Origin of the sequence: Arthrobacter sp. SO3 (assembly GCF_020532825.1) — a bacterium.
Taxonomy (GTDB): Bacteria; Actinomycetota; Actinomycetes; order Actinomycetales; family Micrococcaceae; genus Arthrobacter.
The window spans coordinates 19,682-43,301 of the sequence record NZ_MQTS01000040.1 but is presented as its reverse complement, the minus strand read 5'-3'; the positions used below and the strand labels follow the sequence as shown (position 1 = coordinate 43,301).

The window sequence follows — 23,620 nt, the reverse complement described above, 5'->3', positions numbered from 1 at the left end:
GGGGCTCCGAACCGACATCACCTGCTCAAACGCGAATCCCCACCGCAGAACAGGCCAACGAACCTGAGCGAATAGAGATAGAGGGGGAAGAATAATGGGTGCACCGAGTAGCAACAAGCGTTCCCAGCTGGGCGGCGAAACGATCATTCTCTGGGTGATCATCACCGCCGTGGTGCTCGGCGTCGGCTCCGTCACCGGGGCCGTGCATCTGGGGTCGCTGCTGGCCGGTGACGGCCAGCAGCTCCCGGGCAATCCGTTCGCCCTCGTCGTCGGCCTCTTCAAAGGCACAGTGCTCTGGCCGGCGGCCGCCACATGGGTGCTGATCGGTATGGGCGTTGTCGTTCTGGCTCTGGCAGTGCTGGTGCTGCGTTCGGTGCTGCGCCGCCGTTCCAAGCGGTCCCGCGTGGACGTCGCTGCCCAGCACATGGCCAAAGGCCGGGACTTGCGGGCGCTGAGCCTGCGAGGCGCGACGGCCACCGCCGAACGCCTGGGCGTGAAAGGCTCACCTGGTGTTCCGGTCGGTAAAACGGTCCTGGGCCGTCAGCTGGTCTTTGGGTCGTGGGAAGACATGCACATCGACATTTGGGGACCGCGAACGGGCAAGACCACCTCGAGGGCGATCCCGGCGATCCTCGCCGCTCCGGGCGCTGCCCTGGTCACCTCCAACAAGCGCGACATTGTGGACGGTACACGCGACGTCCGGGCCGCGAACGGGCCAGTGTGGGTCTTCGATCCGCAGTCTGTGGCCTTGGAGGAACCGGCCTGGTGGTGGAATCCGTTGAGTTACGTGACGGACGAGGTGCGGGCCGCACGGCTCGCGGACCACTTTGCCGCCGGCTCTCGCGGTCCCGACGCAAAGACGGATGCCTATTTCGATCCAGCCGGGCAGGATCTTCTCGCTGGCCTGCTGCTGGCTGCGGCCCTCGACGGCCGGCCCATCACGCAGGTGCATACCTGGTTGACGCGGCCGACGGACGATGAGGCCGTGGACATTCTCAAAACCCACGGGTTCGCCCAAACGTCCAACGCCGTGGCCGGCGTCGTGAACGCTCCCGATAAGCAGCGCGGCGGTGTCTACGGCACGGCGCTGCAAATGGCCTCGTGCCTGACCAACCGCCAGGTGGCCCAGTGGGTCACTCCGCAGGGTGAGACGGACACGCGGCCGCAGTTTGATCCGGCCGAGTTCGTGCGGTCCAAGGGCACGCTGTACAGCCTGTCCAAGGAGGGCAAGGGAACCGCCGGCCCGCTGGTGACGGCCCTGACGGTGGCCACGGTGGAAGCGGCCGAAGAACTGGCCGTCCATTCCCCTGGCGGGCGCCTGGCCACGCCCATGATCGGTGTCCTGGACGAGGCCGCCAACGTCTGCCGCTGGCGCGAACTGCCCAACCTCTACAGCCACTACGGTTCCCGTGGCATCGTCCTGATGACCATCCTTCAATCCTGGTCGCAGGGCGTGGAGGTCTGGGGACGCGAAGGGATGCGCAAGCTCTGGTCGGCGGCCAATATAAAGGTGTACGGCGGCGGTGTCGCCGAAGCGGAGTTCCTGAACGAGCTCGCGCAGCTGGTGGGGGAGTACCGGTACTCCAACATGACCAAGAGCCGTTCTAAACAGGGCACGTCTTACAGCCACGACGACGACCGCAAGGAACGCACTCTGGACGTCTCGGACCTCGCCGCGTTCCCTCGCGGCCGCGCAATCATGTTCGCTTCCGGTGCCCCTGCAGCGCTGCTGGAAACGGTGCCCTGGATGAGCGGCCCGCACGCCGAAGCGGTCAGGGCCTCCATTGCTGCCCATGATCCGGCAAACCGGCCGCCGGCCGCTGCCGGCAATCGCTGGGTTGCTGCGGGAGCCTCCGATGAGTGACAGCCTGGGGGAGTGGGACGACGAGCTGGACGGTGCAGCTACGGACGTCGCCGAGCCGGCGAAAACCGAAGAGGACGCCCCCGAACTGTTCTATGCCAACGTGGCTGAGTTCGTGGGGGAGAAGCTGGCCCCCACGTATCGCCGGTACATCAACCCCGGCGGCGGGATCACCTGGTGCCCGCAGTGGTGGAAACACTCCGAAGCGATCAGCCGGCTGGAAGCTCTCTGGCGTGCCTGGGAGTTCTTGCGCCTGGAAGGGGCCACCGGCATGAGTGTGTGGTGGCGTGACCACGCAGACCACCACATGTCCGTCCTGCTGTCCGCAGACGGCCCATTCAAGGGCTGCAGCCCCGACGACGGGCACAAGGCCAAGCTGCCGCCGCTACCGTGCGAAAAACCGCCCGCAGGGTTGTTCTGATGCACACGCTGATCAAGTGGCTGGTTCTCCGGGTGCGGCCTGACCGGCGGTCGCTCAGCGATGTAGCCGAAGTTCTGCGTAAGCGGAAGAAGGCCAAACCGACGTTTCAGCCCCGACAGGCCATCAAGTGGTGTTGGATCCCACCGACATCCGGTGTCAGAGGAGACCGACATAGCCACGCTACCGATGGTTTCCGTTCCAATGTTCCCTACGAAAGGGACCAAAGGCTCGCAAGCTTGTCCATCAACTTCTGCTGACGGGCCTCCAGAATGTCCGGAGTCCACTGGGACGTTCCGTTGACTTGAATCGTCAAGGTGAACGGGGCCGAACCGTTAGGCCCCGAGAAGTACCGGGATTTCTTGTGGTCGAACTCGCGGTTGGACGCCTCGGCGTTCTTACGTCGATTCAGCAACACAAGGTTCGCCAGCCGATGCGTCCATTCCAGGCGATCCTCATCGGTGAATGTGCCCCTCCACTCGGATGACGCGTGTGGATTCTGCGGCAAAACGTGTTCAACAGTGATGATCGGATGATCGTATGTCACACCCGAGTTGCCTGTTAGCGTCTCGTCCAAGCGGAGGAGCACGTATTTGACGACCCTCTTTGCCTCGTAGATCGGTCCGTCCAGACTGAGCAACGTTTCGCGACGCTCAAAGGGCTCGAGATCCAGGCTCGGAGCCTCCAGACCGAGCCCTGCATCCAGATCCTTCAAGAGATTTGCGTAGCGCTGGGCACGTGGCGTCTGGTATTCCCGTCGAATGAGCATACTGGCCGCCAGCCGCTCCAGCTTCTGCAGAAACGTATCCAACCACTGCTCATCATTTCCGTGATTCTTGAGGGCCCAAAGGACCGGAGGAACCCAGTCCTGGTTGTCCAACTGGCCGAACCGGACCAGCCACTTGTTGATCCGGTCGGCCGATCCGGAGGACTGATAGCTTCTGTCGATCACGGTGCCGTACGCTTCGGCGTACGGCAGGAGGACGTCATCGATGAACGATGCGGCCGTACCCTTTTTTAGGTAAGGGTCCAGGACCTGTTCGCGGAATTCCTTGAGGATCTCCTGGCGCCCGCGCACTTTCGTCACGATCATCCTTATGTGCTGGAACAGGTCGGCGAAGCCATCCCGACCGAGCTCCACCTCTGCCACTTCCCATTTGTCCGCATAGCCACCGCGCATGTGCTCGGGAACCCGTCCGATGAGTTCAGCCTTGAAAATATCCGCGGCCGACAGATCAAGGCCCCGGGCGTTCATGACGCTGAAGATCCGGTGTGCGCTGTCCAGATCTTCGGTCGAAACCATCACCAGAAATGTCCGCAGTGTAAGCATCATGATGAGCGCCATGCGCTGTTCCTCGCTCAGCGTCACCAGCTGATCACGGAGGAGCTTCGCGTTGTCACGGATGGCCGCTTGAGCGTCTGTTTTGAGCTGGACGTCCGATAAGCCGAAGAGCTCTTGGAGCTTGCCCTGATCCTGGATGTACCGGGTGAAGAACTCACGATCGCGGGCGCGCAGATGAAGCCGGGGGTTACTCGCAATGCCCGACGTGATCCGCCCCGGTTCCACAATGTACTCGTGCATCTCGGAGCGGACTTGAGGGTTTTCGCTTAGCTCTCGAAGCACAGCGAGAAGAATCGACAGCGTCGTGAGCCGTTGCTGACCATCAATGACATCTGCCCGGGGGTTACCCTCCTCCTTGACCAAGACGAGAGACCCCAGGAAATAAGGCTCTTCAGGGTTGCGCTGCTGGGCCTCCATGATGTCGGACAGCAACTGGCTGGTCTGCTCGCCGCCCCACGCGTAAGGCCGTTGATAATCGGGAATCGAGAACTCGAACTGGGGACTGAATATCTGGTTCAGGGGCTGTTCAGCAGCATGGATCTTGCTCTTGACTGTCTTATCAACCATGGCTGCTACTCAGCGATCTCTAGGGCGGGCAGGTTTGCGACGATCTTATTGTTCTCCACCGACACTGTGACGATGCGCTTGATGAGGTCCAGGATGTAGCGCGGATTTTCGACTTCGCGGCAGTAATCATTAGGGTCATTGATGATCTGCGAATCCTTGTGGGTAGTTACTTGATACCGGTCTACGATCCACTCCAGCGCTGACTTACCGTTGACTTGGTAATCGAAAGCCTCGTCAGGAACGCCTGCAAGCGTAATTCTGGCGTTGTAGATGATCCGGGAGCGGTCCTTGCGGGCTCCGAATGACAACTTGGTGATGCGGTAGAACTCATAATCCTCACCCTGGGCCGATCCCTTGCAGATCTCCTCGAGCGGATATGGCTCGGCGGTCTCATAGCCGAGGTGCAGCTCAGCGAGTTTCCGTCCGGATGAGCTAAAACCCCAGAAGTCTTTAACTTTCGGAATGCGTGGCAGCATTTTCATGAGGTCGGCTTTGTACTGCTCTTTGTAGGTCGGGCTGTGCAGCAAGCCGTAGACGTAGTAAAAAATGTCTTCCTTAGTGATTCGCCCATCCTCGTAGAGGGTGCGATAGGCCGCCAAGGTGGAATCAGTGATGTTGTCCTTGCGCCGGTAGCCATCGATGACAACGACGTCGCTGTCAGAGAACAAGTCTCCTTGGCGTCCCCCGACTGGTTCGTAGGTATATAAGGCAAAATTCTGTGAACTGGCAGTGAACGTAAGATCGGGGACTGCGTCAGTGATGAGGGCAGACCAGTCTTTTCTGTAGTCAGTACTGCATGAAATCACCAGGTTGCTGGAAGTAGAGCGAGGAAACATCCTAGGAAGTTGGTAGCGTCGCGCTATCAGAGATTCGTGGAAGTAGAGGGAGCATTTTGTGTACGGCCGGTAGCTAAACACCCGAATGTTCGATTCGTCGAACTCGTATAGGCGTCCGCGCTTCAAGTCTGCCTGCATGTTGGCGTTCCAAGCTATCCGCGTTGGATCCAGGTCCGGTCTATACCTGCTGTCTCCTTGGTATCGCTCCAGCTCTAACGCGTAGGCGCTGACGAGTTGCTGCACTTTCCCTGCGACTACCTCCCGGGAGAAACCTGAAACCCAGGCGTCGCGTCCCGTGGCCACGCCCAAACTGAAATGCTCAAATAGCGGCGTTCCCAGCTGGCCCTTCTTGACGCCCATGGGTTGGTATGTCTCAAAATCCACATCGCGCAGGTTTATCCAGTCCCCTTGCTCGCTGGGCTGGATCCCCTGCCACTCCGTACCCTCGAGCGACTGCTCTATCTCAAGGATGTCGAGCTTTTGTTCGCGAGTAAGGTAGTCACCGATGTCTCGATACTGAATATCAGCGGGTCCAGTATGCGATGAGTTTTTTATAAGAATCGCTATTGCGATTGGGGTCCTGGCGCCGCTGCCAAAGATCTTTCCTCCCTCTTTACGAGAGATCTCGCCCGCAGTCCGCTGATTGCCGCGCAGGTTGTATATGAAGATACGGCTGAACTCACGTGCGAACGTCTTCCTAATTCCATCCATCGACTGTCCATCGATGAAGCTGCCGTTGGAAACGAAGGCGATGACGCCATCAGTCTTGATACGGTCAGAAGCCCAGCGGATCCCCCGAATGTATGAGTCGTAGAGGCCTTTGGTCGATGAGGCAGTAGAAGCAGCAACGTAAGTTGCAGCCAGCGAGGCGTCCAGTCGTGGATAGTTCTGATTCATATTGTCGTCATTAGCACTGGTTTGGCCGACCGAGTAGGGCGGGTTCATGACGATGACCCGGATCTCCTGGTTCTTCTGCCGCTTGACCCGTTCGGAGTTCTCTGGAAAGAACTCGCTTGATTCGATTTGATCATCAGACTCGTTGAGCTGGAACGTGTCTGTCAGAGCGATGCCATCAAAGGGGACATAGCCGTGGTCGAGGTTTTGGTTCTTGGATACCTCGGCAAAGACGGTTTCGATGTTTATCGCAGCAATGTAATAGCTGAGGAGGACGATTTCGTTGGCGAATAGCTCATGGGTGTACTTACGGTGCAGGTCCTCTGGCTTGATCAGGCCCGATTGCAGCAGACGGGTGACGAACGTGCCTGTTCCAACGAAGGGTTCCAGGATGGACACACCTTCATCCGAGAGTGACTTGCCGAACTCCAGGCGAAGGGCGGCGTCCGCTGAGCGAAGGATGTAGTCCACTACGGGGACGGGGGTAAAGACGATGCCAAGACGGTCGGCAACTCGTGGGAAGGCGTTGCGGAAGAAGTTGTCGTACAGCTCCAGGATGATCTTCTGTTTAGCCTCGGCGTTGTCGATGGACTTCACCCGGGCCCGGACGGAATCATAGAACTTCTCCAGCCCGGCGCGTTCCTTCTCGAACGCGGAGTTCTCATCCAGCTGATTCAGGATGTTCTGCATCGCCAGCGACACAGGGTTATGTTCTGTGAAGTTCGAATCCGCGAACATGGCGTCAAAGACAGGTTTGGTGACCAGGTGCTGCGCGAGCATCTCCACGGCCTGGGCCTGGTCAATCTCCGGATTCAGGTTCTCCTGCAGGCCCTGGATGAAGTCATCGAACGCCGCACGGTGCTCCGGATTCGCCCCGGCCAGGAGGTTGTTGATGAGCGCGATGTGCTTGTTCGCGATGGCCGCGATGTCCTTGGACCAGTCTTCCCAATACATCCTGTTGCCGCACTTGTCCACGATCTTGGCGTAGACGGAGTCCTTCCACTCTTCGGCCGGGAACTGCAGGGCCGGCTGCACAAAGCCCGGATCCGGCTGGTCGCCGTCGCCATCACCCGACCCGGGCTCTCCCCCGCCGGCGTTCCCGCCCACGTTCGTACGGGCCTTCTTCTTCGTGGACAGGTCCACGGTGTCCACCAGGATGGATTCGGGCGCCTTGGCATTGAGTTCGATCTGGTTGATCGCGGCGTCCATGCGCTCATCGTGGGCACGCAACGCTTGCAGGACCTGCCAGACGACCTTGTAGCGGGTGTTGTCCCGCAGCGCCTCGGACGTGGACATGCCCTCCGGGATGGCGATGGGCAGGATGATGTAGCCGAATTGTTTGCCCTTGGCGATGCGCATGACACGGCCGACGGCCTGGATGACGTCGACCATGGAATTGCGCGGGTTCAGGAAGAGGACGGCATCCAGGGACGGGACGTCCACGCCTTCGGTGAGGCAGCGGGCGTTGGTGAGTATCCGGCAGCTGGGCTGGTCGCCGTCGACGTCTTCTTTGAGCCAGTCGAGGCGTTCTGCCCGTGTGATGGCGTTGAAGCCGCCGTCCACGTGCTTGACCTCGACTTTCAGGTCATCTGTGGGGTCATCGTTGTCCAGGTTGGTCAGGTGGACCCGGACCAGCTCAGGGAATTCCGACTCGACAAGCTTGGAGGATTTGATGTCCCGGTTGAACGCCACCGCCCTCCGCATCGGGGCCAGATCGTTCCCGAAGGATACTTCGTGGGTGCCGGAGCGGCGTTTGGCCAGGCCGTTCCAGCAACCGATGAGTTTGGCGACGTCGTCGATCTGCAGTTCCATGTCCGAATCCGCCAGCTGGTCCTGGAAGCTGGAGACGACCTGGGTTTCGTCCACGCCCAGGACCAGGACTTTGTAGTCGGTCAGGAGCTTCTTGGTGACGGCTTCTCCGAAACCGATCCGGTAGAAGACCGGCCCGTACATGGTCTCGTCATCCATGGAACAAAGGATCGCATCACGCTCCAGCGCCTTGTTCTTGGTGTCGTCGTTGAACAGGCGCGGCGTCGCTGTCATGTACAGGCGCTTGGCACCGACGACGACGTCGTTGCGGTGGACCCTAACGAAGTGGGACTCCTCCGTGCCGGCCAGGGTGGCGCCGGTCGTGCGGTGCGCCTCGTCGCAGATGATCAGGTCGAAGTCCGGCAGGCCGGCCTTCTGGGCCTGGGACACAGCGTCGATGGACTGGTAGGTCGAAAACACCACCGTCATGCCCTCGTCCAGCTCCCGGGTCCCCATCGCTTCCAGCAGGGTGGCCCCGTCCGTGGTGGCCGGAATCTGCAGGTCATGGATGGCCACGTCCGTGAAATCGGAGTTTTTCTGCCGGCCGACCTTGGTGTCGGAGCAGACGGCGTAGGCGTGCATGGTCATCGTGGTCTCATCCGACCATTCCTTCAGCGACTGGGACATCAGCGCCAGGGATGGGACCAGGAACAGGATCCGGGCATGGCCTTCCTGTTCCGCGACCCGTTCGGCGATCTTCAGGGCCGTGAAGGTCTTGCCGGTGCCGCAGGCCATGATGAGCTTGCCCCGGTGGTTGGTTTCGAAGCCTGTCAGTGCGGCGTTGACGGCCTCGTGCTGGTGGGTGCGCAGCTGTTTCTTCTCATGCAGCCGCGGTGCCTGGGACGGGTCCGTGAGTTCGTAAGTAGCCCAGTCAATGTTGGAGTTCCGGAAATCCGTGAGGCCGATGCGCTGGATCGGCAGGTGCTGGTTGTCCAGCATCTCCTCCGCGTTCGGGGACCAGTCCCGGCCGGTCGTGTCCACGATGAGCCGGTGCGTGAAGGTCTGCTTTCCGGACGCGGAAATGAACGAATCAATGTCCTGCTTCTGGATACGGTGCCCCTCCGCGTAGAACTTGCACTGGATGGCCGTGAAACCGCCGTCCTGGCGCTCGGCCACCAGGTCGATGCCGTTGTCCTTCTTGCCGTCGCGTCCGGGCCAGTCCCTCCACAGCCACACGTTTTTGTACTGCGGCGCCTGGACGCCGTCGTTCTCCAGATACCGGCCGACAAGCTGCTCGAAGTAGTTGCCCTTCATCCGCTCCGAATCCGCAAGCTCACGGTACGAATCAAGCAGAACATCGAACGTCGTTGCCAAAGAAAGACCCCCGGAGAAGAGAAGCATGCGGAACCGGACTAAACCGGTGCCTCTGATCATATGATCTTCTACGCCGGCCACCGGCGCCGGACATGGTGGACGGCCGCCGGAGGAGTCATACCCATGGACGCTTGGATCCCACAAAGGAATCGTTTTGGCTATGCCAGTGAGGGTTCACCGGCGGGAAGTAACCTGATTCAATGCGAGCGAATGATTATTGGATCGACAACCCACTGGAGGGATTTCGGGTCCTGAACCGAGACATGATCGAACAAGTGCTGACCGGTTCGCTGAACGGCGTCAAGGATGTTGACGCCGCTGTGGCGCTGGCTCGGCTCGTTCATGACGAGTTTGAATCATTCGGAACTGGCGGCAATCCCCATGCCGACGAGCACATGGAGGAAGACGATTCCGCTCGGGCATTGCTCGCCCTGCGCCAAGTGCTTAAGAGACTGCGAATCGAGTTCAACCCACCGTTCAGAGACTTCCGGACGTTTCGCCAGTTTTGGATCAGATCCGGCGCAAGCAACAGCTACCAGGCACGGCGTGACCTCCTAAACGAGCTATTCGACAACATTCACGAACGCTTAGTAGAACTTGAGCTGTCCGCTATCGAATCAACGCTCAGCAATCCAGTGTCTCCACGGCGAACGACCGGGTGGCCCAGGATCGATGAAGAACTAGCTGAATTGCGCCGTCATTTTGGCGATGCCCGCTCCGAGCAAGACTTCCGCAACGTGGGAAATGACTGTGTCATCGTCCTTGAATGCCTGAGCGCGACGGTTTACAACCGGGAGCGGCACCTCAGGGACGGGGAAACCGAACCTCCGATCGGCAACACAAAGATGCGGATTGAACGCTATGTGGAAGTGGAACTGGATGGAGCATCTAGTGCCGAGCTGCGGAAGCTTGTCCGGGCTTCTATCGAGTTCGCCCAGGCCGTAAAACACCGCGGATCGGGTTCTAGAAGGGACGCCGGTATCGCTGCGGACGGCGTAATTCAGCTAGCCAACATACTGCGGCGGATATCTCCTGATCAGGCCTGAACCCGCCGAACCCTGAAATAGGGCAGGCCGGCACCCTGGTGCCGACCGTCCCCGTTTTCCCTCAGCTAAAGAATTAGGAAATCTGTGAGTGAGTCCGGCTTTAGGGACCATTTGGTGTCGGCCCCTTCCGTGCGCCTTGGGTACTACTTCTTCGTGAGCTGACCCCAGTGGGTTGTAGCAATTGCCGTATCCAGATCATCGGCCCCGTTTCCGGTCGCTGTCCTTCGTGGCTCGGCATCAACCGTGCTGGCGAAAACCGTGTATCGGTAGGGATCAGCGAAGCCGCGATCGAAAACCTTGATATCCACTTCGTCCGTGCCCACGTACGCACTGAAGTGCGTAACGTGAGAGACCTCGGAGAGACCTTCAATGGCCGAGAGTTGCTCGATGACTTTTGACTGATCCTGCATGTCATACCTCCGTGTGGTTACTGGACCCTCAGGCTAGCGGCTCATGCCCTTTTGCAGGATCTTGGCTGGCCCGGTGGCTCCGCGCGTCTTGCGCGCCTTCGGAGCGTTGCCCAAGGCCTTGGCAACGGCCGCACTCGGTGGCGTTCCCTGGTCCTGGTCTGCACTCAATCGTGCCTCTACGGCTTCCCGGTCTGCAACGCCGTCAAGGCTGGCTGCCAGTCCCTCGCGCCGCTCGGCCGAGTCGTATTTGAGGCCGGCCTCTTCGCGCAGTGCCTCGGGGCGTTCGTTCTCTTCCGCCGTGGCCTGCTGGCGGTCCCGGTCTTCGCGGTCGGCCTCAGCCAGCAGCTGCGCTGCCTGCGCCGTCTCTTCCCGCCCGGTGCCGCGTTCCTGGCCTACCTGTTCCCGGTCACGTTCGGCTTTGGCCAGGGCGGCCGCCACGGACGATTCATCAGCTCCCAAGTTGTTCACGTCCAGCCCATACCGGCTCTGCACCTGGTCCCGGATGGTGTCGGCCGCGTTGCGTGCCGTCGGGTCGTGGTCCTTCCACGCGGTTGCCGTTTCGTGGACGCGCTCAATGTCGCGGCCGCCGGCCGTGTCCCACCATCGGTTGTCCATGGCCGGGGCGAGCTGTGCACGCGCTCCTGCACGCTCAGCGTCGAACCTCGCTTGCAGTTCCTGGCCCTGCTGTTCCTCGGCCGCCTGGGCGCGACGTAGGGCCGTTTCGTGTGCCCGGGCCAGCTGCTCTCCGAGTCGGCCGGCTACGGTCAGCCCGACACGGGACATCCCTTCGATAGCTTCCTCGATGCCGTCTGATTCGCTCATGGTCTTCCCTCCTGGTTGCTATCTCCCGATGTCCGGGCGGACGGTTCCGCCAAGGGTGGTTGCGTGCGTGCGTGCCTGTTCGTACGTGGGCGGCACAACGGAACCGGCGGCGCGTTCCGGAGCCTGCCCTGCGGCGCTCCTGCGTACAGCTTCGGCCGCCTCGGCATCCACCATCTGCACAGGTCCGGGGACGCTCGACAGGGAGGCGGCAACCTGGCTGAGCTGCTTGCGCACCAGGTCACTGATCTGCCCTGCACGGCGTAGGTCGTTGGATGCCATGTGCATGTCATGGACGGCCTTGGCAACGTTCAACAGCTGGCGCAGCATGATTGCCTGGGCGGCTGTTCCCGTCCCTCCCATGGTGGCCGCCATGAGAACCATGGACGCGCCCCGGGCGGACGGCCCGACGCTCTTGATGGGCCGCACCGGGTAGCGGCGCAGCTGCGCAGTCTTGGACAGCTCATCGGCGGCTGCGGCCAGTGGCCCTGGCGTCGATTCTGTGGCCGTGGACCACGCCGCGAACGCACCCGACGTCTGACGCGCCACCTGCGCCCAGGTGTCGTGATCGTCCAGCGGGACGTTGCGCAGGTTCTCGCGTAACTGTGCAATCTCGTCGCTGTACCGCTCCCACATCTGCGGGTCTGGTTCGTTCGCTTCCTTGCCGACATTGACGGGGCGGCGTCCGCGTGCGGCAGCGCCCCATTCGGCCACGGCATCCGTGGCCAGCTGCGGGCTGTCGTTCCACTCGCCGCGCAGCCGGGGCAGGGTCAGGTCCTTGGCAAGGTGGCCGCCACCGTACCAGACAGGGCGCACGCCCTTGGCCGGTCGTTCGGCGACGGAGTAGCCCACCACCACATCGTCCCGGCCTGCCGCATAGCGCGGTTTGATCATGGCCCCGGTGCGGCGGAACCGGCGCACAAACGCCGCCTCATCCTGTGCCGAAGTGGCACAGGCACGGACCTTGCGGGCCAGTGAACGGCGTTCCGGCTCCGGTGCGCCCCGGCGCTCGGCGGCCTCGCGTTCGCCCGGTCGCAAACCGCGCATGGCGTAGACCGGTGACAGCTCCTCCAGCCCGTGCTTCTTCTCCAACGAGCGTGCACTTTCCTGCGCCCTCTTGAAGTCGAGGTGGCTGCTCCATTTGGTGCCGTCTTCACGCACCATGGAAGCTGCAATGTGTATGTGGTCATTGCCGGCCTTGCTGTGGCCGTGGCGGATAGCCACCCACGAAACCGGGGCCTTGCCGCTGGCCTCCGCGAATCCCATCTCGTCCATGAAGTCGTTGGCGATCTCTGCCCACTTCTGGTCGGTAAGGTCGCCTTCCTCGGCCCGCAGGCTCAAAGAGCAATGCCACACATGGCCGCCTGTGACCTCGACACCAAGAACGTTCTTTGCCTGGTCCAGTTGGTGCGCGATCGACAGGGCGGCATCACGGCCCAGCTCGTCGTCATTGTGCCACGCCATGATCGGCGCCGAACCTGCCACCAGGTGCGGCTCGGTGTGTTCGTTGGCGCGGCCCGGACCTGCCAGATACACCAACAAACCCGACATGCGGTCACCCTTGGTGATGTTCGGAATCATCAGCCGGCCAACCCGTCAACGATTCCGTTCATGCGCTCGGCAATCGCACGCACACGGCCCAGGGCCACACGGGCTTCCTCCGGGAACTCGTCAGTGGCGTTGGCATGCTTGGCAATCTGGTTCACGTTGTTGGACAGCGCGGCCAGGTAGCGGCGGGCTGCCATGAACTCGGTAGCCAGGGCGCGCCGCTCCGCCAATGAATCGGAGGACTGCGCATAAAGGGCGGCGCTGACCAGGATCTCTGAGGGGCTGCGTCCCGTCCGTTCTTCCAGAACGTAAAGGCGGGTCCGCTCCTGCTCCGACATGGACACGCGCACGTACTGGGTCAGACCGTCAATGTTCGCACGGCGACGACGGTTCAAACGACGGCTGGAACTCTGTTCCTCAGCCATTGCCGTACCGCCTCTCCATGCCCAGCGCAGCGCCCCGGAATCTCCGGGATCACACCTGTAGTGTGACGCATCCTCGACACGAAGTCGAGGATCAAGCCAACTTATGGCACATAAGTGTATAGCTTGCTCCGTCTGAAACTGGCACTATGGAAAATCAGCCTTCGTGGATGGTAAGTGGACTGCTTCGCTGTGCTCTTTCTCTTTAGCAGCCCCGACAGGCCTGAAAACCCGCTCTACTAGACTGGCCGCTATGGCTACTCACATTGATGCAGAGAAGATCGAACGGGAGCTGCAACAGCGGCTCAACAACCGCATGGACTCGGTGCGAGCACTGGTGAAATCCCGCCAGTCCGTGGCGAACGCCCGGGACACGCTAAGCAACGCAGAAGACGAAGACGCACGCCACTACCAGGCAGCACTGAGCGCGGGCTGGACCGCTGACGAACTACGCGCCTCGGGCCTCCCGGAACCCGAAAAGAAGCTCCGTGTCCGCAAGCGCGCAACGCGTCGGCCGGCGGCTGCCGAGCAGCCGCCGGCCGCAGAATCCACGGATCACTACTAGTTGCCTCTCGCCCACATGTGCACAGCAAAAGCTAAATCCTCCGGGCTTTTCCTGCACCCATGATGGACGACAGGGACCACCTGACCAGCTGCACACAACCGCCAGGTCGCCACGGGCGCGAACGTCACCAACGCAACCAGCGGATGTGCACAGCCTCCCTTGGGTCTGCCACATCCCGGCCTCACATTTTCGCTGTTCCTGGTGCACCGTCAAGGGCGCTTCGCGTCACTGCGTGATGGGCCGCCGGCCCACCCTGGACCGCGCGCCAGGAACAGACAGGACGGCCTGTATCGGGATGCGGGCAAGACTGCATGAGTTCACAAGAGAGGCCCCTTGTGATGGCGGGGTCCGGGCCGTAGATGGTCTCCTAGCAGGTGCAGCTAAAGGCAGGTGTCCAATCGACCACCCGCTGACGTGCTGCGGCATGCCAGGAGCAGGAAGGGTCATGCGTCCCTTTATCCCAGACTCCCGTAGACCAAAGCTCCGCGCCGCAATCCAGGCACACGGGAACCACGTCATCTTTCCATTCCACATAATCAGTTGGCATCTCAGATTTGAGCTGCATGGTGCCGCAGCCGTGGCACCAGCCGACCGGCTCTTGTTCCAAGGACTTAGCTTCCATGCCTGTGAGACTACGCTGGCTGCGAGTACAACGGGGCGCGTCTTATTTCCTTGGTTCCGGGACACCAACCAGACCACCACTCCCCCGCTGTGACTGTTAACTCCATTTGGCGGTTAAAGCGCAGCTTGAAATGGCGGTTCCAGGGCGAGGCTGGCGGCGTTGCGGCGTAGTATCGCGCTGATGGCTGGGTTCCTTCGTCCTAATGCAAGTGCAAGGAACAGATCCAAGTTCTGGCGATTGCGTAGATATTCTCTGAACCAACCTTTTGGATGCTTCCAAGGGTTCTCGTCGCCCACGAAATTGAAGGTCCCACGGCCCTATGCCTTCTGGTTCTGGGGATCCTCGATGTAGGCGTTGATGCACTGCTGGAGCAGCGCCAGGGACGCCGGGGTGACGTCGTCCAGTGAGACATCGCCCAGGTGCTCGAACATCCCAATATCCCTCTCAACGCTTACCCAGAAGCGGTGGACGTCATGGAGGATCGTAACGGCGTCGATGAACATCTGCGTGTCGAGGTCTCGATCGGGGTCAACGATGAAGCTCATCAGATCATGAGTCAGTTCATGGCGGTGGTTGTAAATGTCTTGGAGGCGTTTGGCCTGCTCAGCCGTGATGGCGTCCATACGGACAAGCCACGCGGCGGAGGCATCGAACTTTTGGTTGTTGTTCTTGATCCACCCTTCAGTACGTGCCGCGTCAATGACGTGACCCTGATATTCGCGCTCGTCGAAAGTAAACCCGCTCTGGTCGAAGCCTATGCAGTAGAAGTTGCGTACTTTCTCCAGAATGGCGTGCTTGAGCATCTCGTGAGTCATTTGGTAGAGCCCGGCGAACGACAGTGTCGAACGAATGGCCGCGGGCTGCAGCTTTGCCATCAGCCGCTGTTCATACTCTTCTGGGGAACGACCGCCGAATGGCTCTGCGGACTCCGTCATTGTTCTCGTCTCCTTCGTGTGCCGAGGCACAAATATGAACCCAAGCTGACGGACAGCAGCCTCGCCAAGAAACCCAGGTGCGCCGGCAGTCTCTCCCCACGGGTGCCAGGGCAATTCACAACGCGTTTATGGACTGCCCGTCCTTTGCCGCCCCGCTGTCTCTCTCAGCGTGTTCGTACGTCGCTGGTGCAAGGTGCCCAGGAGGAACTCCGCTACTGCCACGGTGCCATTCAGGGCCAGCCTTGCGTGCACCTCCGTTGCGATACTGGGAACTGTACGTCCGTGACCCGTGCCGATCTCGTTCCGCAACTCAGCAATGGACTGCACCGTGGTCGCGAGGGTGCGCAGCAGCTTCTGAATAGTTTGGCTTCCCCGTGCGCTGGCTGGGACGCTCTCGGCATTGACGTTCAAGGCTTCGCCAACCTTCTTGTAAAGCGCTGGGAGCTCGTCTGACCGGGCAAACTCCACGTTCTCCTGGTTAAGAATCAACTTAAACAAGCTTTCCAGCAGCTCCTTCGACGAAGCGATCGCGTTGGCCGGATCTCGTGTCAGGCTGTCGTTGATTCGCCGGAGATGCTCATGAAGGACACCGTCATCCGTCAGCAGCGGTTGCGTCGCAATCGCCTTTGGCATGTCGCCGTGGAAGGAGCCTTGGACGAGCCGAGCCTTGAATACAGGCTGGCCGCTGATATCCCCCTCCTGCACAAGATGGTAGCCATCAGGGCGGAGAGCCGTGTTGTAGACGTCCAAGACCTGTGCAGCGGCCTCAGCGCTACGGACTAGAGGGTGGACGGTCATCTCCAGGAAGCGAAGGAAGTTCTCGTCGGTTCCCCACAAGATATTGAACCGGCCATCCGTGAAGACGTAGTCGTCTTCCCAGTCGTTAGGGTTCCGGACCCGGTGCTGCTGAATGTCCTCATAAGCATTGTCGTAACGGCGATCATTGCTTGGAAGTTCACTCAGGTTGTAAATCCGCGCCAAGAACTCGGGCTCAGAAAGCCTTCCTGACCAGCCAATGCGCTGCAAAGGGAAGGCGTCGATTATGTGGCGTCTAGTGACTTCCGTGATCTGACCTGACACTGCTCCTGCGACCTCCATAGAAGCGAGGCGCCCGGCACGGGAGACCTCTGTTGCTTCCAAATCTAGTTGCGTTGACATCGAGGAGGCGGTTAAACCGCGATGGGGTCAAAAACGGTCGGCCGTTTTTGACACACCTCGATTATTTCCTTCGTGGGTCCCGTGTGAATCGCAGCTCTAAATGGCCTTCTTTCCGCAGCGCTAAGTGGTGCCCTTAGCAGTTGGCGACCACATCGGTCTTCAGGTGGAACGTCGTTGGAGCCCTGGGGTCTGAGGAGGATCGGTACGAAAATTCACGCTAAGGGTGGATTGGTGTGGTTTCCGGCGTGAACGGTGAAATTTTGCGGATCTAACCGGTGGCGTCGCCCGCGCGTTTGATGGAGCGGTAAACGGTTGAACGGGCGACGGCAAAGAGTTCGGCAAGTTCCGCCGTCGTGTGTGTCCCGGCTCGGTGAACCGAGACCAGGTGGGCTTCCTGCTTCTTGGAGAGTTTGGGTTGCTTCCCCCGCAGCCGGCCCTTCGCCTTGGCAACGGCCATGCCTTCCCGGGTACGCGCCCGGATCAAGTCGGCTTCGAATTCCGCGACCATGGCCAGGACATTGAAGAGGAGCCGGCCCACGGGATCGGCCGGGTCATGGACGGAGCCGCCAATACTCAGCTTGACCTCGCGGCGGGTGAGTTCATCGACAATGTCCTTCGCATCGCGCAGCGACCGGGCAAGGCGGTCGAGTTTGGTCACAACCAGGGTGTCCCCGTCCCGGCAGGCAGCCAACGCTTCCCTGAGTCCGGGACGCGCCCGGTTGGCGCCGGTCAGGCCCTGATCTGTGAACGTCTTCTCCGGCGCCACCCCAAGGGCAACCAAGGCATTCTTTTGGGCGGTGAGGTCTTGGTCGTTGGTGGATACACGCGCGTATCCGATCAGCAGTCCGGTCATGGTTTTGAATGTACCGGTTGTCCCCCCTTCACCGGGCATTTTTGCGGGCGGGTCTTACGGGAATCGAAGGGCTGCGGAAACGCGCCGATTTTTGTCAGTTTCAGAAGTCGTCTGCACAGGATGTCCGAAGTCCTCTGCACCGCGGATGACGCGGAGCGGCCCGACGAGCCATCTGAGATCCAACGCTTCACCATGCGTATTTGCTTTCAGACCTTCATGCTCACGGTACCGGTACCTGGTGTCGCGGCTGGCTCCGATGCGACGATCGTTCGAATCCGCCTCGCTATTCCCAAGTGCCTTTACCGCGATTGTTCCCGTCGCTGTGCTTTGCTTTTGACATGAGCGATATTTTCATCATCGGAGTACCCGTTAGCGAATCCGACGATCTGTCAAAGTTGAGTGATCAACTTGGCACCTCGCAGGACTTTTCCGAGCAGCGATACTTCGATGGCGCGGCCTATATCGAGGTGATAGTTCCCATGGTTCTCTCTGCGGCTGCATGGGCAACGCTACGGGCCTGGATACGTGCAAGGGCCGACATCCTCAAGGCAACCCGCGTCGCCTGTCGAGGAATTGAGATCACAGGTATGACCGCCAAGGACTCGGAGCGCATCATCAGTATGCTGTCCGAAAATGTGACAGTTGAAGATGGCGACGAGTGACTTCATCGAAGCGCGATGGGGCATCCATGCGTTCGACGACCTCCCCGCGGAACAGCTTCAGCGGTGCGACGCGCGGCTGAGGGATGTTTGGGGGGCACTGTCTCTCATACTCCAAAGCCAGGTCGAAGAACCACAGACTACGGAAGTGCATAGCCCCCGTGCTCTTCCTGCTCTATTAAGACCTCCGGGTGAGCGACCGGTACTGGTCTGGGACGCCGGCTTGGGAACTCTTTTCGAGGCACTGGCTTTCCCGATGCCCTATGACCAGCCGCTTCCAGTCATCGAAGCTCTGCTCCGAAGGATCACAGGTATCCGCTTCCTTCTGGTGGGCCGTCTGCAGGAAGCCGCGGCGCAAGTTGTTGAGGCACGGGTACTACTTGAAATGACGCCCATTGACCGCACATATCAAATGAGGGTTGACGCGGAAGACCAGTTTGAGGTTTTCCTCCTGACGGAGATGCAGGAACGGTTTGCACTCGGCCATGAATTGGCCCACTTTTTGAAGGAAGTCGACCCCGCCGCGTTCGAAACGTTCACCCGATATGCCTTGGAAACAGCGCGCAACGCGCTGCAAATGAGCGATCCTCCCACGATTTTTTCTGCTGATTTATCGACTGACATCGAGTCCGCGGAGATGACCGCTCTTTACGCAAGAGATTTGGACCCTTATGCGTGGTATCTCTTCGACAACAATCGTTACTCTCGACAAGTCATCTCGTGCCAAAGTTGGGCAGAAGAGGCCGCCTTAGCGGTCGAGGTCCTGGAGGCCGGTCCGATCACAACCAAAGAGGAAGTCATCTGCGATCTGCTCAGCGGTCTAGCAGTTGCACTCGAAGCCCACAACAATGAGCGCGGATGGACGGCCATCATGGCCGCAGCGTGCTCTCGCCTGGCACTCTCGAATCTCGAAACGATTCTGGGAATTGATGAGTGGGTGGCGGGCAGAGCGCCGGGAGCGAAGACGCCGCAGGCTTCTGTCACCACGCGTCAGCGTTGCTTGAATGTGCTTCTCCCCCAGGTGTTACCGAAGGTTCTTGAGATGCATGGCCGGGGCTCGAAATTAGAGATAGGCGACGTTCATTCGGTCATGCACATGGTCGAGAACAGATACGGAGACAGGATGCACGCTGCACTGTCAACGATTGATCACGTGCCCCCCAGCGCCGAAAGTAAGGCCCTGAACGAAAATGGGGTGCTTGTTCTGGGTGGGTTCATGTTTATGAGGGTTTCTGCGGACTATCGCGGGGTGAACCGCACTGCCGGTGAGCACAAGTTCGAGTTAGGGAGCATTCATGCTTTGCCGGGCGTTTACGCGCGTTACAGTACAGACACGGACTTTGCCCGCGGAATCGATGAAGCACTGAGAAGGCACCAACGAGGCGACTGGGGAGATGACGTACCCGAGGAGGACTGTGCGAAGAACGACGCCGGCCTCTATGAGGAGTTCGAGCCCCCGTCATCTGAGCGAAAATGGAGACGGGACGCCCTGTGGTCTCAGTACGTTATCTGCGGTGAAAAGGTCCTAGTCATCACCCTCCGTGACCGGCTGGAGACTCAAGTACTTTTTTGGCGCGAGTACTTATGAGTGGTCCTGGGACGCCGCCGCCCGCTGTTCATGTTGGCGGGCTTGGCCTGGTCTCATCCGTGTCTGTGCAGAAGCGTCGTGTCAGCACCGCTTTTCCGCAGTTCGTCTAGTTGTCGCTCCTGACGGAACGAGCGCCATCCCCCCGATCGCGGAAAGCCACATTGTCGGGCTTCGGTCTTCTCTCAGCTTCCGAAAGTTCTTCGTCCCAGTCGAATTTTGGGGCCGGAGTCCAGTGCAGTGGGACAAATGAAACCGTTCCTTTGCCGAAGTTGACTGCCCGAAACGAGAAGCTAGTGCCGCTAAAGGTCGTCAGGTTGAAGAGCGTCTCCTTCCCGCCAAATGTTGCCCTGTCGAAGGCAACTATGTTGCGGAAATTTGCCAGCATGAACGATGTGCGCTGGGCGGTAAAGGTTGCATCGGAAAAATCAGTAAAGCCAGAGTCGAAGGTCGTGTTCTCGAATGATGACTCTTTGCCCGCTAACGATGCCCGCGCGAATGACGTAGTGCCGCCGCGGAAGATGGCGTGAAAGAAGTCGGCATCTTCAAAATAGACGCCGGTGAAATCGAAGTCGCAGGCTGACCAGGATTCTCGGGCTTCTAGCTGGAGATGTGCGGTGATGATGCGCAAGACGGTCTGCCGGACTTCTTTATCGTTCAGACGGTACTGATAGCGGTGTTCTAGGACTTCCCCGCCGCGTGCAGGAACCTTGTGCACGAGCTCGCTTTCATGATTCTCACCAGTCGCGGAGAAGTAGGCCAGCCGCAGGTAACCGCAAAGGACATCAATGCATTGCTGGCGCTCATGCCCCAGCGTATCGTCGGCAACACCGGCCATTGCATACACCCCTGCCAGGCGCACAGCAACGTCTGGATGGCCCAACTGGCCCGCAGCTGCGCCGAACCGCTCAATGAAACGACCCAGTTCAATGCCCTGTTGCCGTCGGTAAGCGACGACCAACGCCACCACTCCGCCGATGCCTGCCGCAATGACCAAGGAGAACTGTGTCAGATCTTTTGGCTGGATTGGATCCGTGCCTGCAGGAAGGAGGCTCCTCAAGGTGAGGTAGGCCGCGAAGGCGATGGCGAGCGAAAGTCCGACGGACAAGATTACCGCCGAGAAGAGGCTGGCGCGTCGGAACCATGCACGGGTGGCTTTCGACCACGCTCCTCGTCCCTTCCTCCCCCCGCCTGTGCTATTTAGCCGGGGAACACGCCACAATTTCAGCCGAGTGCTGGCGCTGATCCACCAAAAACGCGGTTTGAACCGCCATGGCATCCGCGGTCTTTCATGCGACTCCGTCATGCGGACATCTTCACACTCGGCGGTAGCCTCTGTCTCCATCCCGGTCTGCTCCGCGAACTCAGCGCGCCATGCGGACCTACGACGCAGGTATGGCGTCTCAGTTCCTAGGAAGTGGAACGCCCTGGGGAGGTCATTCAAAAATTTGCAACACGCCACAAAAATTCGTTCCACAACTATGTTCACTTCGGTGTCCCGCCCCGAGCGTGCAGGATAAGTATCGGTACAGTGGTCCCATGGATATTGGGTACGCCCGCGTCTCGACCGCGAAACAGGACCTCGACCGGCAGATCGAAGCGCTGCGCGGCGAGGGGATCCCCGCCAAACATATCTACGTGGACAAGAAATCCGGATCCACAACAAACCGGCCCGGACTGCATGAAGCCCTCGACCAGGCCCGCAAGGGCGACGTGATCGTGGTGCACACCCTAGACCGGTTGGGCCGCACTGTCCGGGACACCCTGAACCTTATCCACGACCTAGCAGGCCGCGGCGTCGGAGTCCGGAACCTGGCTGACCCGATCCGGGTTGATTCCGCCAATCCAGAGGATCCCATGTCGCAGCTGGCAGTGGTGATGCTCGCGCTCTTCGGCCAAATGGAACGAACCTACGCGATCGAACGCGCAGCCCACGCGCGCGCCGTCGCTGTTACTAAGGGCAAAAGAATCGGCCGGCCCAGCGTCGTCGATCCAGCGAAACTCGCCTACGCCGCACACCTTCGCGACCAGGAAAATCAGTCCATCTCCAAGATCGTCCAAGCCACCGGTATTACACGCTCCAGCCTCTACCGCTACCTCCCGCCCCGTCCACCGGAAACGCTGACCGCCGAGACCCAGCCGAGCGCCTAAAATCCCGGACGTCGGCGGCGTTTCGTGCAGGCGACTTCGGACAGAATGACGGTTGGTGCACACGACTTCAGACAAGACGACGGTTGGTGCAGACGACTTCGAACGCCTCCGTGTCAGGAGTCCTCTGCACTCGCCCCGTACTTCCGCGGGATCCAGTGCAGACGACTTCTGAAACTGACAATTTTTAATCCGCAAAATTTGGGTGCTGCTTGCGCCGCCGGGGGACCGGCTTGCGGGCACTAATCTCTGGGTTGCTTCCGTCCCGTATCGAATGACGGCGACGGATGCCTTTCATGCCTTTCGCGACATAGGGCACCAATAAACTGCCTGTATGACATCAGCGCGACTAGCCGGATCAGAGGATGCCGCGAAGCGGCTAAGTGCGACGTCGTTGCGCGAGTTTCTAGACCCTAAAAATGATAAGGACACGACCAGACGATACCGGCGATACCGGCGGCCAGTTTCCCGCGACGAGATAGCACTTCCCGGGTTGGCGCGGTACGCACTAAAACTAGTCGGTCTGCCTTCGGCCGGGCCTGGTGAGAAGGTGGCGTGGTGGGTGAACTTCCTGTTTCAGGGCCGCCAATGCGAACTTGCGTTAGAGAAGTTTGGCTTACGGTTGTACGTCGAACTCGTCGACAACGACGAAACGCAGGCTAATCAAGTGGCAAACAAAATCGTCAAGAAGCTCAGCTCCAGCATGCGGGCTGTTGAGAGCTTAGTCCTGGCCCCGACTGCCTCCGGGCTCTTCCGTAACGGCGAGGCTACTGTAATCAACCAGCACACGAGTCTGCGTCGGACCTATGAGTATTTTCGTGAGCGTGCATCAAATCCGTCCGTCATCGAAGACGAGGTGAAGCATTTCGGTGCGGGGGATGGGATTGCACGTGGAACGACCTTTCAATCAGGGAAGCTGCTGATGCAGCTGAATTCGTTCCATGACTTGGTTGCCTCGGTTAACGCCTACCTCAGTCTTCTCGAACACCACATGGTTCTGGCGTTGCCTTTCCAAGGCTTCGACCCTTCCAAGCACTCTCTCGAAAAGTTCATAGGTTTCCGGTGGGGAGATAAGTACGGGCAAATTTTTGATCTAACGCGAAAGGATGACAAACGCTACTACGACAGGCTGGTTGAGGTAGTCGAGCGCTGGCGCAACACCTATTCTCACGGGGGGTTTGAGAAGGGTCACGGCTCTTCGGTCTACCTTCACTATGAAGGGATTGGGGCCATCCCCGTGGGGCTGAGCTCCGCAACTGAGCGCGTCGGCATCTTCTTCATGCACGCGACAGATGAAGACATCAACCCCGTTTTCGAGCTGTTCGATGAGTTCGACGCATGGCTCAGTGACACTCGTATGCGTTACGCCATGGAGTGGATCACCTCTGGCCTGCAGGTCCGATTCGATCCTGCTTTCCGGGCTGAACTCGTCGACGCCATGGAAAGCCCTGAACGATTTTCAAAATACGTCGACTACAACGCGTACCTTGATGACCGTGCTGTAAACATGGACTACTGAGACTCAATGATTAAGGACCCGCACAGCTTCGTTGACGCCACCCGCCAAGCTGTCAAAGTGCCCGATAAAGGATCCACATGTGGGACAACCCTGGCTGCAGGACGGCTCGGTTGACCCCAACGATCTGGCGGGCAAAAGATACACCTATCCCGGATGCTGGCCGTAAAAACCTACGCGCCGCGCCAACGGGCGCACGTGGCGCTGGCCCGCTAGCGACATTGCCAGGATGCTCGGTCTAAGCCGGGCCACCGTCCGCAGATAATTGGCAGGGGACTGACAGCACGAGCCGC

At 59.9% G+C, this 23,620-nt stretch carries 18 protein-coding genes; 8 read left to right on the top strand and 10 right to left on the bottom strand.

Annotation, left to right across the window (positions count from 1 at the left end):
- The first annotated feature begins 94 nt into the window (after positions 1-94).
- Positions 95-1,864, top strand: coding sequence for a type IV secretory system conjugative DNA transfer family protein (locus BJQ90_RS04740; protein WP_226759155.1), 1,770 nt, complete (start codon positions 95-97; stop codon positions 1,862-1,864).
- Positions 1,857-2,282 (top strand): DUF4913 domain-containing protein, encoded by a 426-nt coding sequence (locus BJQ90_RS04735; RefSeq protein WP_226759154.1) that lies wholly within the window; start codon positions 1,857-1,859, stop codon positions 2,280-2,282. The genes BJQ90_RS04740 and BJQ90_RS04735 overlap by 8 nt, the downstream gene beginning before the upstream one ends.
- 208 nt (positions 2,283-2,490) lie before the next feature.
- Here the strand turns inward: BJQ90_RS04735 and BJQ90_RS04730 are convergent, their stop codons facing one another.
- Both BJQ90_RS04730 and BJQ90_RS04725 read right to left on the bottom strand, forming a co-directional pair.
- Entirely contained in the window at positions 2,491-4,188 is a 1,698-nt protein-coding gene (locus BJQ90_RS04730) for a DUF262 domain-containing protein (RefSeq protein WP_226759153.1), read from the bottom strand.
- A gap of 5 nt (positions 4,189-4,193) precedes the next feature.
- Entirely contained in the window at positions 4,194-8,981 is a 4,788-nt protein-coding gene (locus BJQ90_RS04725; RefSeq protein ID WP_226759152.1) for a DEAD/DEAH box helicase, read from the bottom strand.
- Positions 8,982-9,241: 260 nt separating this feature from the next.
- Here BJQ90_RS04725 and BJQ90_RS04720 point away from each other — a divergent pair, with 260 nt between their 5' ends.
- Complete coding sequence (locus tag BJQ90_RS04720) at positions 9,242-10,087, top strand: hypothetical protein (protein WP_226759151.1); 846 nt, start codon at positions 9,242-9,244, stop codon at positions 10,085-10,087.
- 143 nt (positions 10,088-10,230) lie between these two features.
- Here BJQ90_RS04720 and BJQ90_RS04715 read toward each other — a convergent pair whose 3' ends face one another.
- The 4 genes from BJQ90_RS04715 to mobC are packed head-to-tail and all read right to left on the bottom strand — an operon-like array spanning position 10,231 to position 13,289.
- A complete protein-coding gene (locus BJQ90_RS04715; protein WP_226759150.1) occupies positions 10,231-10,497 on the bottom strand; it encodes a hypothetical protein in 267 nt (88 codons plus the stop codon).
- A 33-nt stretch (positions 10,498-10,530) separates the two neighbouring features.
- Positions 10,531-11,319, bottom strand: a complete 789-nt coding sequence (locus tag BJQ90_RS04710; RefSeq protein WP_226759149.1) for a hypothetical protein — start codon at positions 11,317-11,319, stop codon at positions 10,531-10,533.
- 18 nt (positions 11,320-11,337) lie between these two features.
- The gene (locus BJQ90_RS04705; protein ID WP_226759148.1) at positions 11,338-12,897 is read right to left on the bottom strand and encodes a relaxase/mobilization nuclease domain-containing protein; all 1,560 of its coding nucleotides are present in this window, start codon (positions 12,895-12,897) and stop codon (positions 11,338-11,340) included.
- A complete protein-coding gene (gene mobC, locus BJQ90_RS04700) occupies positions 12,897-13,289 on the bottom strand; it encodes a plasmid mobilization relaxosome protein MobC (RefSeq protein WP_226759147.1) in 393 nt (130 codons plus the stop codon). The genes BJQ90_RS04705 and mobC overlap by 1 nt, the downstream gene beginning before the upstream one ends.
- 250 nt (positions 13,290-13,539) lie before the next feature.
- Here mobC and BJQ90_RS04695 point away from each other — a divergent pair, with 250 nt between their 5' ends.
- Entirely contained in the window at positions 13,540-13,851 is a 312-nt protein-coding gene (locus BJQ90_RS04695; RefSeq protein WP_226759146.1) for a hypothetical protein, read from the top strand.
- A 939-nt stretch (positions 13,852-14,790) separates the two neighbouring features.
- Here the strand turns inward: BJQ90_RS04695 and BJQ90_RS04690 are convergent.
- From BJQ90_RS04690 to BJQ90_RS04680, 3 genes are all read right to left on the bottom strand, one after another.
- On the bottom strand, positions 14,791-15,408 hold the full coding sequence (locus BJQ90_RS04690) for a hypothetical protein (protein WP_226759145.1): 618 nt from the start codon (positions 15,406-15,408) through the stop codon (positions 14,791-14,793).
- A gap of 126 nt (positions 15,409-15,534) precedes the next feature.
- Positions 15,535-16,488 (bottom strand): abortive infection family protein, encoded by a 954-nt coding sequence (locus BJQ90_RS04685; RefSeq protein ID WP_226759144.1) that lies wholly within the window; start codon positions 16,486-16,488, stop codon positions 15,535-15,537.
- 346 nt (positions 16,489-16,834) lie between these two features.
- Positions 16,835-17,419, bottom strand: a complete 585-nt coding sequence (locus tag BJQ90_RS04680) for a recombinase family protein (protein WP_226759143.1) — start codon at positions 17,417-17,419, stop codon at positions 16,835-16,837.
- Between the two features lie 338 nt (positions 17,420-17,757).
- Here BJQ90_RS04680 and BJQ90_RS04675 point away from each other — a divergent pair, with 338 nt between their 5' ends.
- Positions 17,758-18,081 carry a hypothetical protein gene (locus BJQ90_RS04675; protein ID WP_226759142.1) on the top strand — a complete coding sequence of 108 codons (324 nt, stop codon included), beginning with the start codon at positions 17,758-17,760 and terminating at the stop codon, positions 18,079-18,081.
- Between the two features lie 220 nt (positions 18,082-18,301).
- Positions 18,302-19,666, top strand: a complete 1,365-nt coding sequence (locus BJQ90_RS04670) for a hypothetical protein (RefSeq protein ID WP_226759141.1) — start codon at positions 18,302-18,304, stop codon at positions 19,664-19,666.
- Between the two features lie 106 nt (positions 19,667-19,772).
- Here the strand turns inward: BJQ90_RS04670 and BJQ90_RS04665 are convergent, their stop codons facing one another.
- Positions 19,773-20,771 carry a hypothetical protein gene (locus BJQ90_RS04665; RefSeq protein ID WP_226759140.1) on the bottom strand — a complete coding sequence of 333 codons (999 nt, stop codon included), beginning with the start codon at positions 20,769-20,771 and terminating at the stop codon, positions 19,773-19,775.
- A 431-nt stretch (positions 20,772-21,202) separates the two neighbouring features.
- On the opposite strand from BJQ90_RS04665, the gene BJQ90_RS04660 reads away from it, so the two are divergent.
- Positions 21,203-21,814 carry a recombinase family protein gene (locus BJQ90_RS04660; protein ID WP_226759139.1) on the top strand — a complete coding sequence of 204 codons (612 nt, stop codon included), beginning with the start codon at positions 21,203-21,205 and terminating at the stop codon, positions 21,812-21,814.
- Between the two features lie 559 nt (positions 21,815-22,373).
- Positions 22,374-23,330: a hypothetical protein gene (locus tag BJQ90_RS04655; RefSeq protein WP_226759138.1), complete on the top strand. Its 957-nt coding sequence runs from the start codon at positions 22,374-22,376 to the stop codon at positions 23,328-23,330.
- Positions 23,331-23,620 lie beyond the last annotated feature (290 nt).

Excerpts from the sequence above, each read along its gene's own strand:
- BJQ90_RS04710 (WP_226759149.1), bottom strand. The coding sequence starts at position 11,319 with ATGAGCGAATCAGACGGCATCGAGGAAGCTATCGAAGGGATGTCCCGT.
- BJQ90_RS04660 (WP_226759139.1), top strand. The coding sequence starts at position 21,203 with ATGGATATTGGGTACGCCCGCGTCTCGACCGCGAAACAGGACCTCGAC.
- BJQ90_RS04735 (WP_226759154.1), top strand. The coding sequence starts at position 1,857 with ATGAGTGACAGCCTGGGGGAGTGGGACGACGAGCTGGACGGTGCAGCT.
- BJQ90_RS04715 (WP_226759150.1), bottom strand. The coding sequence starts at position 10,497 with ATGCAGGATCAGTCAAAAGTCATCGAGCAACTCTCGGCCATTGAAGGT.
- BJQ90_RS04740 (WP_226759155.1), top strand. The coding sequence starts at position 95 with ATGGGTGCACCGAGTAGCAACAAGCGTTCCCAGCTGGGCGGCGAAACG.
- BJQ90_RS04695 (WP_226759146.1), top strand. The coding sequence starts at position 13,540 with ATGGCTACTCACATTGATGCAGAGAAGATCGAACGGGAGCTGCAACAG.
- BJQ90_RS04675 (WP_226759142.1), top strand. The coding sequence starts at position 17,758 with ATGAGCGATATTTTCATCATCGGAGTACCCGTTAGCGAATCCGACGAT.
- BJQ90_RS04725 (WP_226759152.1), bottom strand. The coding sequence starts at position 8,981 with ATGAAGGGCAACTACTTCGAGCAGCTTGTCGGCCGGTATCTGGAGAAC.
- BJQ90_RS04690 (WP_226759145.1), bottom strand. The coding sequence starts at position 15,408 with ATGACGGAGTCCGCAGAGCCATTCGGCGGTCGTTCCCCAGAAGAGTAT.
- BJQ90_RS04680 (WP_226759143.1), bottom strand. The coding sequence starts at position 17,419 with ATGACCGGACTGCTGATCGGATACGCGCGTGTATCCACCAACGACCAA.
- mobC (WP_226759147.1), bottom strand. The coding sequence starts at position 13,289 with ATGGCTGAGGAACAGAGTTCCAGCCGTCGTTTGAACCGTCGTCGCCGT.
- BJQ90_RS04730 (WP_226759153.1), bottom strand. The coding sequence starts at position 4,188 with ATGGTTGATAAGACAGTCAAGAGCAAGATCCATGCTGCTGAACAGCCC.
- BJQ90_RS04720 (WP_226759151.1), top strand. The coding sequence starts at position 9,242 with ATGCGAGCGAATGATTATTGGATCGACAACCCACTGGAGGGATTTCGG.
- BJQ90_RS04705 (WP_226759148.1), bottom strand. The coding sequence starts at position 12,897 with ATGATTCCGAACATCACCAAGGGTGACCGCATGTCGGGTTTGTTGGTG.